The organism is Dechloromonas sp. ZS-1 (assembly GCF_039649255.1).
In the GTDB taxonomy this organism is placed as follows: Bacteria; Pseudomonadota; Gammaproteobacteria; order Burkholderiales; family Rhodocyclaceae; genus Azonexus.
Genome location: NZ_JBDIYD010000004.1, coordinates 165,799 through 179,894, shown reverse-complemented (window position 1 = coordinate 179,894; position 14,096 = coordinate 165,799). Strand labels below are relative to the sequence as shown.

General features: G+C 56.3%; 13 protein-coding genes. All 13 read left to right on the top strand.

Going from position 1 to position 14,096, the window contains the following annotated elements:
- Window positions 1–4: 4 nt before the first annotated feature.
- The 13 genes from AACO21_RS08245 (at window position 5) to AACO21_RS08185 (ending at window position 13,957) form a co-directional block, all read left to right on the top strand.
- On the top strand, window positions 5–742 hold the full coding sequence (locus AACO21_RS08245; RefSeq protein WP_346192036.1) for a hypothetical protein: 738 nt from the start codon (window positions 5–7) through the stop codon (window positions 740–742).
- Complete coding sequence (locus AACO21_RS08240; protein WP_346192035.1) at window positions 742–1,116, top strand: HAD-IIIC family phosphatase; 375 nt, start codon at window positions 742–744, stop codon at window positions 1,114–1,116. Before AACO21_RS08245 ends, AACO21_RS08240 begins: the two co-directional genes overlap by 1 nt.
- The gene (locus AACO21_RS08235; RefSeq protein ID WP_346192034.1) at window positions 1,113–2,666 is read left to right on the top strand and encodes a hypothetical protein; all 1,554 of its coding nucleotides are present in this window, start codon (window positions 1,113–1,115) and stop codon (window positions 2,664–2,666) included. The genes AACO21_RS08240 and AACO21_RS08235 overlap by 4 nt, the downstream gene beginning before the upstream one ends.
- 1 nt (window position 2,667) lies before the next feature.
- Window positions 2,668–3,399 (top strand): hypothetical protein, encoded by a 732-nt coding sequence (locus AACO21_RS08230; protein WP_346192033.1) that lies wholly within the window; start codon window positions 2,668–2,670, stop codon window positions 3,397–3,399.
- A gap of 80 nt (window positions 3,400–3,479) precedes the next feature.
- Window positions 3,480–5,210, top strand: coding sequence for an ABC transporter ATP-binding protein (locus AACO21_RS08225; RefSeq protein WP_346192032.1), 1,731 nt, complete (start codon window positions 3,480–3,482; stop codon window positions 5,208–5,210).
- Window positions 5,203–6,237: a glycosyltransferase gene (locus AACO21_RS08220; protein ID WP_346192031.1), complete on the top strand. Its 1,035-nt coding sequence runs from the start codon at window positions 5,203–5,205 to the stop codon at window positions 6,235–6,237. The genes AACO21_RS08225 and AACO21_RS08220 overlap by 8 nt, the downstream gene beginning before the upstream one ends.
- Window positions 6,234–7,460 carry a glycosyltransferase family 4 protein gene (locus AACO21_RS08215; protein WP_346192030.1) on the top strand — a complete coding sequence of 409 codons (1,227 nt, stop codon included), beginning with the start codon at window positions 6,234–6,236 and terminating at the stop codon, window positions 7,458–7,460. Before AACO21_RS08220 ends, AACO21_RS08215 begins: the two co-directional genes overlap by 4 nt.
- Window positions 7,451–8,311 carry an SDR family oxidoreductase gene (locus AACO21_RS08210; protein WP_346192029.1) on the top strand — a complete coding sequence of 287 codons (861 nt, stop codon included), beginning with the start codon at window positions 7,451–7,453 and terminating at the stop codon, window positions 8,309–8,311. The genes AACO21_RS08215 and AACO21_RS08210 overlap by 10 nt, the downstream gene beginning before the upstream one ends.
- Window positions 8,272–9,336, top strand: a complete 1,065-nt coding sequence (locus tag AACO21_RS08205) for a polysaccharide biosynthesis protein (protein WP_346192028.1) — start codon at window positions 8,272–8,274, stop codon at window positions 9,334–9,336. The genes AACO21_RS08210 and AACO21_RS08205 overlap by 40 nt, the downstream gene beginning before the upstream one ends.
- Window positions 9,329–10,459 (top strand): UDP-N-acetylglucosamine 2-epimerase (non-hydrolyzing), encoded by a 1,131-nt coding sequence (gene wecB, locus AACO21_RS08200; protein ID WP_346192027.1) that lies wholly within the window; start codon window positions 9,329–9,331, stop codon window positions 10,457–10,459. Before AACO21_RS08205 ends, wecB begins: the two co-directional genes overlap by 8 nt.
- A gap of 4 nt (window positions 10,460–10,463) precedes the next feature.
- A complete protein-coding gene (locus tag AACO21_RS08195) occupies window positions 10,464–11,411 on the top strand; it encodes an SDR family oxidoreductase (RefSeq protein WP_346192026.1) in 948 nt (315 codons plus the stop codon).
- Window positions 11,408–11,968 (top strand): sugar transferase, encoded by a 561-nt coding sequence (locus AACO21_RS08190; protein WP_346192025.1) that lies wholly within the window; start codon window positions 11,408–11,410, stop codon window positions 11,966–11,968. Before AACO21_RS08195 ends, AACO21_RS08190 begins: the two co-directional genes overlap by 4 nt.
- A 42-nt stretch (window positions 11,969–12,010) precedes the next feature.
- A complete protein-coding gene (locus AACO21_RS08185; protein WP_346192024.1) occupies window positions 12,011–13,957 on the top strand; it encodes a nucleoside-diphosphate sugar epimerase/dehydratase in 1,947 nt (648 codons plus the stop codon).
- Window positions 13,958–14,096 lie beyond the last annotated feature (139 nt).

The following is a 14,096-nucleotide window of genomic DNA, read 5'->3' as shown; positions in this document are numbered from 1 at the left end:
GGGCATGAAACTTTTCGACGACAAGATTTGTCACCTGACCTTCTCTCACACCGATTGTGCCGATGTCTGGAAGCTCTATTTCCCCCTGATGCGTACCCATTTCTCGGTAGGCATGGCGCACTTTGTCGCAGTCAACCGGGCGCATCCGGGCCTGCCCGAGAGCGTCAAGCCGCTGATTTATGAAGAAGGACGTCCCTACCCGCAGCGATTGCTTGCCTGCCTGGAGGCGCTCGAGGGCTATGAATTCGTGTTCTTCGACCACGAGGACATGTTCCTGTATGCCGCACCGGATTACCAGAAGCTGGCGAAATACTATGAGCTCATGCAGTCCGGACAGTTTGACCATATCCGTCTCATCAAGGGCGGAGACTGCCAGTACGAGCCGGTGCCCGTGTGCCCGACGCTCTACAGTCTGAGCACAAAGTCGAAATGGATTTTTTCGATCCAGCCCAGTTTCTGGCGTCGCACGGTCCTCATGGATGTGCTGAAAGCCAACCTGAAGGTCAATATCTGGGAACTTGAGGTCAATAGCCAGAAGGTCGTCAAGAAAATGGGCCTGAAGGCGGCATTCTCGTATCGCTCGGGCAAGCGCAGGGGGCTGCACCACTTCGATAACGATGTCTATCCGTATGTGGCAACCGCCATCGGCAAGGGCAAGTGGAACCTGGGCGAGTATGGCGTCGAGCTTGAGCCGTTACTGGAGCAGTACCAGATTGATCCGACGCAACGGGGGTGGTTCTGATGAAACGCATCATTATCGACCTCGACCATACCCTGTGCGACGCCGAAGGCGACTATCCGAATGCGCGTCCGAACCAGGCCGTCATCGACAAGTTGCGGGAGTATCGTGCGCTCGGATTTGAGATCGTGGTGCACACCAGCCGCAATATGCGGACCTATGAAGGCAATATCGGCAAGATCAACGTGCACACGCTGCCTGTGATCCTCGACTGGCTACAACGGCACAAGGTCGAATTCGACGAGGTCGTCGTGGGTAAGCCGTGGTGCGGGCACGAAGGCTTCTATGTGGATGACCGAGCGTTGCGCCCCGACGAGTTTGCTCGCATGACGCCGGAAGAGGTCGCCCAACTGATCGGCATCGGCAACGCCCAATGATCGTCATCCTGTCCGCGCAGTATGTGGGCGAGAGCCTGCGTGCCGAGGTTGGCGATCTGCCGGTGAGCTTCGTGCCATTGGCCAATCGTCGTCTTTATGTCTATCAGGTGGAGATGCTGCGACGGGCATTTCCGGCACGTCCCATCCTGCTGACACTCCCCGAAGGCTTTGGGGTATTGGAAGCCGAGCGGGCCTGGATGAGCGAGCAAGGGGTCGATATCGTCATCCTCGATGGGGTCGGGAGTACAGGCGAGGAATTGGCCGAGATGCTGGCCAGGTATTGCCCTCCGCAGCAGAATGTCACCTTTCTGCTGGGAGGTTGTCTGCCGCTGAGCATGCCACAAGAGGCGGACATGATCGGTGTTTTCGAAACGGATCTGGAGCCGGCGCTGCCGGTCGAAGCCTATGGCGCCGAGCGGGATCTCGTCTGGGCCGGCATTTTTTCCGTGTCGCAGCCGGCGGTGCTCGCTCACTGCTTGAAAGAGGAATCCCTGGACTATTTCAGGGCGATCAAGCGGTATTCGTTCGGGCAGAAAGTGGCGCATTCGAGGATTGATCACTGCTATATCCTTACGAATGCAACCTGTTACTTTCACGCCCGCTCGTCGTTTACCACCGAGCGTGCATTCAACCGGCTCAAAATCGATCATACCGTGTTGAAGAAATTTAGCTGCAACGGAGAGAAAATCCGTGCCGAGGCCAGTTGGTTTGACCATGCGCCAGCCCCTCTGCGTAGATTCATCCCCCAGTACCTGGGCGATGGCGTCGAGGATGGGGCCTATTTCTACTCGATCGAGTATCTCGGTGCGATTCCGCTCAACGAAAGCTTCGTCTACGGACGCCAGACGGTTGTTTTCTGGGAGCGAGTCTTCATGAAGATCTCGAGCTTTCTTGATGCTTCGCGCGCTGTAGATGCCCCTGTGTGTGCCGAAGGTGCGCGAAACGAAGCGCTCTTCGTACGAAAGGCACACGGCCGGCTTGAGGATTTCATCCGGCAGACTGGGTTCGATGCGGATGCCGAACTGCTGCTCAATGGCATCCGCCTTCCATCGCTTCGGCAGATACTGGCGGATTCGAGCGCGCACCTGATGACACTGGGTGATGTCCCCGCTTTCGTGCACGGCGATCTGTGCTTGAGTAATATCCTCTACGACTCCCGGATGCGCGCCATCAAGCTGATCGATCCGCGTGGCGCCGATGAGGACGGCCAGAGAATGGTGTTCGGTAGCCAAGTCTACGATGTGGCCAAGCTCGCCCATTCGATTCTCGGGTTGTACGACCATATCGTCGCGGGGCAGTATGCGCTGTCCGTTGAGCGTCAGCACTTTTCGTTCCGGATCTTCGGTGCCGACGACGTAGAGGAGATTCAGGGCGCGTTCAGGCGGCACAGCTTCATGCCGGGGATATGCATGGGGGCGATAGAAAAGACCCTCCCGCTTCTGTTTATTGCCATGTTGCCACTGCATGCTGACTCGGCCCGTCGCCAGACAGCCTTGCTGGCCAACGCGATACGGCTGTATGCCGAGACCTTCCATGACAGGCTGAACTGACATGTTTGTTTTTCCGATGCTGGGTCGCTCCAGCCGTTTTTTCAATGCCGGCTACACCGTACCAAAGTACAAACTTCCGCTTGGCGGAGAGGGGCAGGTCGTCTTCGACCACGTGCTGGGATCGTTCCGGCGCTACTTCGATACCGATCTGTTCGTTTTGCTGTGCCGGGCAGACGCCAATGATCGGGCTTTCCTCATCGAGCGCATGCAGGCACTCGGCGTGCGGCACTTCGAGGTGATCGAGCACGCGGGTGAAACCGGAGGTCAGGCCGAATCGGTTGAGTTGTCGCTCGCGTGTGCCTCGGAGGACGAGGAACTATTTATTTTCAATATCGATACGGTCCTTTACAACTTTGAGAAAGATGCAGCGAGAAGTGCTGTGGCTGGCTATCTGGAGGTGTTCAGGGGCGAAGGCGTGCATTGGTCCTTCGTCGAGCCGAGCCATGAGCAGTCCGGTCATGCCGCCCGCGTCGTAGAGAAAGAGCGGATCTCAGACTTGTGTTCCAACGGCCTGTATTACTTCGCGTCGGTACGTATCTTCCAAAATGCTTTGCATACCTATCGGCTGAAAAACCAGGGCGTAGCAGGGGAGTGTTATGTCGCCCCTCTTTATAACGAGCTGATCGAACAAGGTATGCCGGTCAGCTACACGCTACTGCCGAAGAGTGAGATCGGTTTTTGTGGCGTACCTGATGAGTATGTTGCGCTGTGTGGCGTGTTGGGGCCAGGTTGATCCGGCCTGATCTGGCGCAGGATCGATATGTGCATCAGGCTTTGTGCCTGTGCCCCGGTTGTGAGTTCGAACCCATTTAAATGCAGACTATCGTGTCGTCACCCTACCGTGCGATCTTCCATTTGATGCCTAAAACCATTAGGCGTCGCTTTTATGCGGCTGTCCTTCTGGTTGGTACGGTCGGTGTGCTTGAAGTGTTTTCCCTGTCGGCGCTGCTGGCTTTCTTCAGCGTGGGCCTGAATGATGTCGTGGATGGGCGCTGGGTGGCGCTGCGTGATCACCTGGGCGGGCTTGACTCGGTCTCGCCCGGAAGCATCCTGCTTGGTGCGGCACTTGCGGTCTTTGTCATAAAGGCGGGCATCATTCTTGTCGTTGGCCGACATTCGTATCGTACGGCGATTGCGGCGAAGAAATATTTTCAGGACCGCCTTTTTCAGCGTTTCCTTCATTCTCCCTTTGAGGAACAGGCAGGGAAGCGTTCTGCGGACTGGGTTCGGAGCATTACTGTTGATTGCAATGCGGTCGAGGGGCGTTTTTTAATGCCTGTGCTCGTTTTGCTCGGTGAAATCATTCCGGCACTCTGTGTATGCGGTGTGCTGTTGTTTGTGAATGCAATTGCATTCTTTGTGGCTATTTCGGTTTTCGCAGTGGTTGGCGTATCGGTTTTCCTTGCTACGCATCGACGTATGGTCCTTTTGGGGCAGACGCAGCAAACGGCCGAAGGCCACATCGTTCAGTCTGCTCAGCAGGCTTTTCAAGGCCTTCGGGAATTGACGATATACAGTCTGCAGGGATGGGCTCAGAGAAGGTTTGAGGCCTTTACGGATGCATCCAGTAGCGCAATCAACGAAGCGCTTTTCATTAGCCTGCTTCCTCGCTTTGTGTTTGAAGTGGCGATTTACGTAAGCCTGGGTCTGGTTTTCTTGGTCTATGCGCTTCAGGGGATACCACTGAAGCAAGTGATCGGTGAGTTTGCTGTCTTTGGTGCTGCTGCGATGCGCCTGCTGCCATCGGTGAGCAAAGTGGTTAGCCACCTTCAGTCCTTGAAGCACGCGCGGCCGGCAGTGGAGGTCGTGACAGCGGCATTGTGTGGGCCGAGTGAGATACGAACGACGAGCGTGCAGGCTTCTGCCGGGCTGACTGCTCTCGAGACCTTGTCTTTGCGACAGGCCAGCTTTGCGTACGATGGGTGTCTGGTCATCAACCGGCTTGACCTCGATCTCAATGCGGGAGATTCGCTTGCGATTGTGGGTGCCTCTGGATCGGGCAAGAGTACGTTAATCAACATGATTTTGGGTCTGCTGCCCCCGACGAGCGGGCTTGTCGCACTCAATGGAGCGCCGCTTGCCGGGCGTGAGCTGGATTGGTGGTCCTGTGTGGCTTATGTGCCTCAAGAGCCTTTCTTGATGGATGCAAGTGCGATCGAGAACGTGATGTTAGGCAGTGCCACTCACTCGGCCGATGACACGGCGCTCGCTCGTGAGCTTATCTCTCGGCTGGGACTGCCAGAGATTCTCATGGCGTCGACCGAGAGCATTGGCGAAGGGGGCTCCCGTCTGTCCGGCGGCCAGCGGCAGAGACTCGCGATTGCCCGTGCGCTGTATCGAAACCCTCAGGTGCTCATTCTGGATGAGGCGACCAGTGCAATGGATGTGCAGACGCAAGCCTGTGTCATGGATGTCGTTGCCGATTTCATGAAGGGGCGTACGGTGCTGATGATTACCCATCGTTCTGAAACGCTCGACTACTGCAACAAGATTCTGACCCTGCCCGAGGGCCGGCTGACGCACAGGGTTCGCGATCATGCCTAGGTTGTTCATCCACGCCATCAATGTGCATCAGGGGGGCGGGGCGGTCCTGCTGTGCGATCTGCTACGGGCTATCCCGCCGGATGTCGAGGCCATCGTGCACGTTGATGCACGCATGCAGGTGCCTGTCGATCTGCCGGATCATGTATACGTCGAGTATGTTGCCGCGACGCTGTGTGCTCGATTTGGAGCTGAGCGTCGCTTGGCGGGGATGGCCGGGCCCGATGACCGGATCTTGTGTTTTGGCAATCTGCCACCGCTGTTCAGGTTGCGCGGCAAAGCGATTGTATTCTTGCAGAATCGTTATCTTGTCGATGTGGGGGCCTCGTTGGGGGCGCTGCCGCTCAAGTCTCGTCTCCGGCTCTGGCTTGAGCGTGCCTGGCTTCGCCGGTGCCGGCATAATGCCAGCCAATATGTTGTCCAGACCCCATCCATGCAAAGGCTGACCGAGAATCGACTGGGATTGCCTGTGATTTGTGCGCCATTCGTTCCGGCAAGCGATTGCGGCGAGGCAAGTGCTGGTACTGAGCAGCAGTTCGATTTTCTCTATGTCGCCTCTGGCGAACCACATAAAAATCATGCGGCACTTCTGGATGCCTGGGGATTGTTGGCAGATGATGGACTGTTTCCGTCCCTGGCCTTGACGCTCTCCCCGCAGGCAGCACCGGAACTCTGCGAGCGCATTGCTCAGGAGGTGGCCTCGCGAGGGCTGCATGTTCAGAACCTCGGCATCCTGCCATACGATCAATTACGGGCGTTATATGGCATGTCAGGTGCGTTGATTTACCCATCCGGTTTCGAGTCATTCGGACTGCCTTTGATTGAGGCGCGTCAGGCCGGTCTGCCGGTGCTGGCACCGGAACTCGACTATGTGCGTGATATTACCGATCCGGACGAGACGTTCGATCCGCGTTCTCCCCTCTCCATTGCCCGTGCAGTCAAACGTCATCGCCAGTGGGGGGCATCGATCTTCGTACCTGGCGGCGCGGGGGTGTTGCTCTCACATGTCCTGGAGAGGAATGTGCAATGAGGGTGTTGGTACTGAGTCAGTATTTCTGGCCGGAAGGATTTCGTATCAACGAACTGGTCACTGCATTGCATGCCAAGGGCGTTGAAGTCGAGGTTCTCTCCGGTCAGCCTAACTACCCTGGCGGCGTTGTTTTCAAGGGATATCGGGCATGGCGCTGTGTGCGCGACACCTGTCTTGGGGTGACGGTACATCGCGTGCCGCTCGCACCTCGTGGCAAAGGGGCTGTCCGGCTTGCGCTCAACTATCTGTCATTCATTTTGTCTGCGTTGGTTTTCGGCACGTACTTACTCCGTAAACGACCATTCGACGCGATTTTGGTATTTGCGCCTTCGCCGATTCTCCAGGCAATTCCGGCAATTTGGCTCGGGCGTCTCAAGCAATGTCCCACCCTCCTTTGGGTGCAGGATTTGTGGCCGGAGAGTCTTTCTGCGACGGGCCATGTTACCCACCCCGTCTTGCTCAAGGGGGTGGCGCGTGTTGTCAGATGGATCTACCAAAAAGTAGACCTGCTGCTCGTGCAGTCGCGAGCATTCACACCTAAAGTGAGGGCGCTTGCCGGTTCCACGCCGATTGTTTACTACCCGAATTCTTTTATAGACGAAAGAGCGGAAGGTACTGTCGAACCCATTGTCTGCCCTGGCCTTGACTGTGATTTTCCGATTGTTTTTGCTGGCAATATTGGCCGTGCTCAGGCGGTGGAAGTGGTTCTTGAAGCCGCAACGCTGCTCAGGGATGTTGAGGGTGTACGCTTCGTGATGGTCGGAGATGGCAGTCAGCGTGATTGGTTGATGCAACAGTCAGCAAACCGGGGGTTGAGCAATCTCATTTTCCCGGGACGTTATCCGGTTGAGGCGATGCCTGCCTTGATGCAGAAAGCCGCTGCACTGCTGGTAACACTTGCAGACACGGAGATTTTCCGCCTGACCATTCCAAGCAAGATTCAGGCATATTTGGCGGCAGGTCGTCCGATCATAGCCTGCTTGAATGGCGCCGGGGCAGAGATCGTTGAGGAAGCGGGGGCCGGTGTGGCTGTTCCGGCAGAGGACGCATTAGCGTTGGCGGAAGCAGTTAAGACGCTGTACAAGATGCCAGAAAGTGAAAGATTCGAGATGGGCGCGCAGGGACGTCGTTATTACCAAGAGCATTTTGCCCACGACAAGCTTGTGGATACGTTGATTGGGCACTTCGAACACGCTGTACGCAGCCAACAAGGATGCAGATGATGAGAGTTTTAGTGCTTGGCGCGAGCGGGATGCTTGGCAATGCCATGCTGAGAGTCATGAGCGAGCAAGACAACTGGACGGTGTATGGGACGCTGCGTTCTCCCAACCCGGTCTTGAAAGCGCTTGCACCTAAAGCGCAACTGTTGCACGGTATTCATGCCGACCAGCCTGATAGCCTGCTGGCTGCCTTTATACAGAGCCGCCCGCAAGTCGTGATCAACTGTGTGGGCCTGGTCAAGCAATTAGCCAGCGCAGAGGATCCCCTGGAGGCGATTCCTATCAATGCCCTGCTGCCACACAGATTGGCAAGATTGTGTGAATTGACCCAGGCCAGGCTTGTCCATATCAGTACCGATTGTGTTTTTTCAGGTCGCAAAGGCATGTACAGCGAAGTAGACATGCCCGATGCCGAAGACGTGTATGGTCGTTCCAAGTTGCTTGGTGAGGTCAGTGATCGGCATGCAATCACCTTGAGAACCTCCATCATCGGCCACGAACTGGGTCGTGACTGCGGCTTGATTGGTTGGTTTCTATCGCAGCAAGGGCGGGTAAAGGGATACACCGAAGCCATCTTTTCCGGTTTGCCGACGGTTGAGTTGGCGCGGGTAGTGCGTGACTACGTCATACCCAATGCCGCGCTGCATGGCCTTTACCATGTTGCCGTTGAGCCTATATCCAAGCACGATCTGCTCCAGGTCGTTAACCTCGTTTACGCCAAGGCGCTTCAAATCGAGCCCGATGATCGGGTGAAGATCAACCGGTCGCTTGATGCATCACGGTTCAAGCAAGCCACGGGTTATGTGGCACCTGCATGGCCGGACCTCATCGCGCAAATGCATGCGTTCCGGTGAAAGGAAAAACAGTGTTCAATAACAAAACCCTGATGATTACCGGCGGTACCGGCTCGTTTGGACAAACAGTCCTGAAGCGCTTTCTGAATACGGCAGTGAAGGAAATCCGCATTTTCAGCCGGGATGAAAAAAAGCAAGAGGACATGCGTATTGCGCTCAATCATCCCAAGTTGCGCTTTTACATTGGCGATGTCCGAGATGAGGCCAGCCTGCGCCAGGCCATGAAGGGCGTAAACTATGTATTTCATGCTGCGGCCTTGAAGCAGGTGCCATCCTGTGAGTTCTATCCGATGGAGGCCTTGCGTACCAATGTGATCGGTACGGAAAACGTGTTGAGCACGGCAACCGACGCCGGTGTTGAGCGTGTGGTGGTGTTATCTACAGATAAAGCGGTCTACCCGATCAACGCCATGGGTATTTCCAAAGCGATGGCAGAAAAGGTGATGGTTGCCAAAGCCCGTTTGCAACAGCCGGGTGAGACGGTTTTCTGCGCTACGCGCTATGGTAACGTCATGGCCTCTCGCGGGTCTGTCATTCCGCTGTTCGTGTCCCAGCTCAAGGAAGGGCGGCCGTTGACCGTCACCGACCCGAACATGACCCGCTTCCTGATGTCTTTGGAGGACTCGGTCGATCTGGTGCTGTACGCCTTTACCCACGGGCAGCAAGGCGACATTTTTGTACAGAAAGCACCTGCTTCTACCGTGGGGGACCTCGCTCAGGCAGTGAAAGAACTGTTTGGTCAGCCTGAAAAGCAGACGCAAGTGATTGGCACGCGACATGGCGAAAAGTTATATGAATCGCTGATATCCCGCGAGGAGATGGCGCATGCCATCGATATGGGCGACTACTACCGCGTTCCTGCAGATAACCGAGATCTGAACTACGCCAAATACTTCAGCGAGGGAGAGACAGATATTTCCAAGCTGGATGACTACACCTCGCACAACACGCTCCGTTTGGGCGTTGATGAGGTCAAATCCTTGTTGCTGACCCTCGATTACATTCAGGATGCATTGCATGCTTAAGGTCATGACCATTGTCGGTACCCGGCCAGAACTCATCAAGATGAGTCGGGTGATCGCTGAATTCGACCGCCACACCCGGCATGTGCTGGTGCATAGTGGTCAGAACTATGACTACGAGTTGAATCAGGTCTTCTTCGACGATCTTGAAATACGCAAGCCCGACTATTTTCTGGAAGCGGTGGGTGACAACGCAGCCCAGACCATTGCAAGGGTGATCGAGAAAGCTGACGAGGTGTTGACTGCCGAGCGGCCGGATGCGGTCATGCTGTACGGCGACACCAACTCCTGTATGGCGGTTATTGCCGCCAAGCGTCGCAAGGTGCCGGTATTCCACATGGAGGCAGGCAACCGTTGCTTCGACCAGCGCGTTCCCGAAGAACTCAACCGCAAGGTGCTTGATCACTTGAGCGATATCAATCTGGTCCTGACCGAGCATGCCAGACGTTATCTGATCGCCGAAGGCATTCGGTCTGAAACGATCATCAAGACCGGATCGCACATGCGGGAGGTCTTGGACCACTACATGCCTAAAATTCAGTTCTCAGATGTGCTTCAGCGCATGCAACTTGAGCAGGGCATGTATTTCATCGTCAGCGCGCACCGGGAAGAGAATGTGGATTCGGAGGACAACCTCCGGGACTTGCTGGAGACGCTGAACGCACTGGCGCAAACCTACGATATGCCGGTGATCGTTTCGACCCACCCGCGAACCCGTAAGCGGCTAGATGCCCTGTCGGGGGTGGTGCTCGATCGCAGGATTCAGTTCATGAAGCCATTTGGTTTCTGCGATTACATTCGCTTGCAAATGGCCTCGTTGTGCGTGATTTCCGATAGCGGAACAATTACAGAGGAAGCATCGCTGCTGAATCTGCCCGCCATCACGATCCGGAACGCGCACGAACGCCCGGAGGGCATGGATTCGGGGACACTGATCATGGCAGGGCTGAAGAAGGACCGTGTGCTGGATGCGGTGCGGATTACGGTTGCGCAACACGATCGTCTGAAGGCCGCAGTGCGCCCGGTGCTGGACTACGAAAATCCTTCGGTCTCCAAACAAGTGCTTCGGATTGTGGAAAGCTATACCGATTACGTGAACCGAACGGTGTGGCACAAGGCCTTGTGACCCCATGACAACGTTGGTAACAGGGGCAAGCGGATTCGTTGGCCAGGCGCTTTGCAGGCGGCTGCACAGGGACGGGATTGCTGTTCGCGGTGCTGTCAGAACGCTGAAGGTGCCGCAGGGAGAGACCGAGCATGTTGCAATTGGCTGCCTTGCGTCGGAAACCGATTTGACGACCGCTCTGAGAAATGTAGATCAGGTTGTGCACCTGGCGGCTCGCGTTCATGTCATGAATGATAAGAGCTCGGATCCATGGGCGGAGTTTCGTCGTGTCAATGTCGACGGTACCGTCAATCTCGCCAGCCAAGCAGCGGCGGCAGGTGTGAAGCGCTTTGTCTTTTTGAGTTCGATCAAGGTGAACGGGGAATGGACGGAAGCTGGACGGCCGTTCACTGCCGATGATATTCCTGCCCCGGAGGATCCCTACGGCGTATCGAAATACGAGGCCGAGCAGTTGCTCCGGCAGATTGCCGCTGAAACAGGCATGGAGGTGGTGATCATTCGGCCGCCCCTGGTGTATGGACCCGGCGTGAAAGCCAATTTCGAAGCCATGATGCGCTGGTTGGCGCGGGGGGTGCCGCTGCCGCTGGCTGCTGTGACTGAAAACTGCCGCAGTCTGGTTGCACTGGATAATCTAGTGGACTTGATCGTGACGTGCCTGCACCATCCCGATGCCGCCAATCAGACTTTCCTGGTCAGTGACGGAGAGGATTTATCAACGGTACAACTGCTCAAGCGTATGGGGGCGGCAATGGGGTTCCCGGCACGCTTGTTTTACCTGCCGCCTGCAATGTTGAAGCTGGGGGCAAGCGTATTGAATAAGCCGAGCATCTATCAACGCCTGTGCGGTTCTCTGCAACTGGATATTGCCAAGACCAATCAACGTTTGGGTTGGACGCCTCCGCTGTCTGTGGATGAAGGGCTGCAGCGTGCAGCCGGGGGGATGTGCCCATGAAGCGCCTGTTTGACTTGGCAGGGGCCTTGGTGGCCGCGATGTTTCTGGCGCTGCCCATCGCCATGGTGGCGCTGGCGGTTCGCCTGACCTCGCCAGGGCCGGCCTTGTACTGGAGCGACCGGGTCGGTCGCCACAATCGCGTGTTCAAAATGCCCAAGTTTCGTAGCATGCGTATCGATACCCCTGCGGTGGCGACGCACCTGCTGCAAAATCCCGAACAGTGGCTCACCCCCATCGGCTCCTTTTTGCGTAAATCCAGTCTGGACGAGTTGCCCCAACTGTGGAGCATCCTGAAAGGCGACATGAGCTTCGTGGGGCCTCGCCCGGCGCTGTTCAACCAGGATGATCTGATCGCCTTGCGTACGGAAAAAGGGGTGCACACATTGCTGCCCGGCTTGACAGGGTGGGCGCAGGTCAATGGAAGGGATGAACTCCCGATTCCTCAGAAGGTGCATCTGGATGCGGAGTATCTGCAGCGAAGATCACTCCTGTTTGATCTGAAAATTCTGTGGATGACGGCATTGAAGGTTCTGGCAAGGGATGGCGTGTCACATTGAAGAAAATTCAGATCATCTTGAGGCACCGGAGAGCGGCTCGCCATGAAACAGCCTCTGTTTAAGTTGGCCATCCCCATCCTGGCCCTGCCGCGAGCGGCAAAGCGCTTTGTGGCTTTATCGGTCGATTTGGGTCTCTGCGTCCTGACCGTCTGGCTGGCTTTCTATCTGCGCCTGGGCGAACTGGTCGCCCTTTCTGGCGCTGCGTTATGGGCGGTGGGGGCTGCGATGGGTATTGCGCTGCCCATCTTTATCGTATCGGGCTTATACCGTGCGATCTTCCGCTACAGCGGTTGGCCTGCGTTGCTGGCCGTGGCCCGCGCCGTGGGGATTTACGGCTTGCTCTATGCCTCCATCTTTACCGCGATTGGCGTGGCCGGGGTGCCCCGCACCGTGGGTATCATCCAGCCGATCCTGTTGCTGTTGTTCGTGGGGGCATCGCGCGCCTTGGCCCGGATCTGGCTTGGCGACCAGTATCTGAGTATTCTGAAGCGTGCGGCGCGCCCTAAGGTGTTGATCTATGGCGCAGGTACCACCGGCCGCCAGTTGGCCGCTGCCATGGCCAACAGCCATGAAATGCAGGTGGCAGGATTCCTGGACGACGATGACCGCCTGCACGGCCATCTTCTCAACAGTCAGCCCATCTACAACCCGGGCGATCTGGTTAATTTGTCCTCATCGCTTAACATCAGCGACGTGCTGCTGGCCATGCCTGGCCTCAGTCGCAAGCGTCGCAACGAAATCCTGTCCCAAATCCGAAGTGCTCACGTGGCCGTGCGCACCCTGCCGAGTGTGACCGATCTGGCTCAGGGCAAGGTGGGTATCTCGGACTTGCGGGAATTGGACATCGACGACTTGCTTGGTCGCGAACCTGTCGCCCCGAATCACATCCTGTTGGCCAAGAACATCGTGGACAAGGTGGTGCTGGTGACGGGGGCTGGCGGTTCGATTGGCAGCGAACTGTGTCGCCAGATTCTGGCAGTGGCTCCGGCCAAGCTGCTGCTGATTGAGCAGAGCGAATTTGCCCTGTACGCCATTCACCAAGAGCTGGGAGAAAAGGTTGCCGGACATCAAACCGTGCTGGTTCCATTGCTCGCCTCGGCGCAAGACGACGACCGCATGCGCGAGATCATGTCCACCTGGCACCCGGACACGGTTTACCACGCCGCTGCCTATAAACATGTGCCTTTGGTTGAGCACAACCCTGCTGCGGGCATCAAGAACAACGTGTTGGGTACGCTACGCACTGCACAAGCCGCTATAGATAACGGTGTGACGAATTTTGTGCTGATCAGCACCGATAAGGCAGTTCGCCCCACCAACATCATGGGGGCCAGCAAACGTTTGGCTGAAATGGCGCTGCAAGCGCTTGCAGCAAACGCCTCTGGCACGAAATTCAGTATGGTTCGTTTTGGTAATGTGCTGGGCTCATCGGGCTCTGTGGTGCCTAAATTCAGGCAACAAATTCGGGATGGCGGGCCGATCACGTTGACTCATCCTGAAATTACCCGATACTTCATGACGATTCCCGAAGCCTCTCAGTTGGTGATCCAGGCGGGGGCGATGGCGCAAGGGGGCGATGTCTTCGTGCTCGATATGGGAGAGTCGGTCAAAATTATTGACTTGGCGAGCCGCATGATTGAACTCTCAGGGTTGACTGTTAAGGATGATGAAAACCCGGAGGGAGATATCGAGATACAAATCACGGGGTTGCGCCCTGGTGAAAAGCTCTACGAAGAACTGCTGATTGGCGATAATCCCCAGCCGACCATACATCCTCGCATCATGAAAGCGCACGAAGAGTTCATTCCGTGGGAGATGCTTGAAGGAAAGTTACAGGCGCTGGAGGTGGCCCTGAATGCCAATGATGTGGGTGTGATCCGGACGATGATGCAGGAGCTGGTCACCGGTTATGTGCCGAGTGATGAGATTGTGGATTGGGTCTATCTGGAGCAGTTGGCCGAGTTGTCGCCGATTGAATCGACGGCCTGATACGAGAGATTCGCCAAGGCGCTTGTTTGATTTTTTTTGGCAGTGTTTTGGGCTGCCCTTTCAAGAAACTTGGATATACAATTGTCCTGAAGCCAGTGAGGATCATCGTTTGACGCTCAAGCCCGGCATGCCGGGCTTT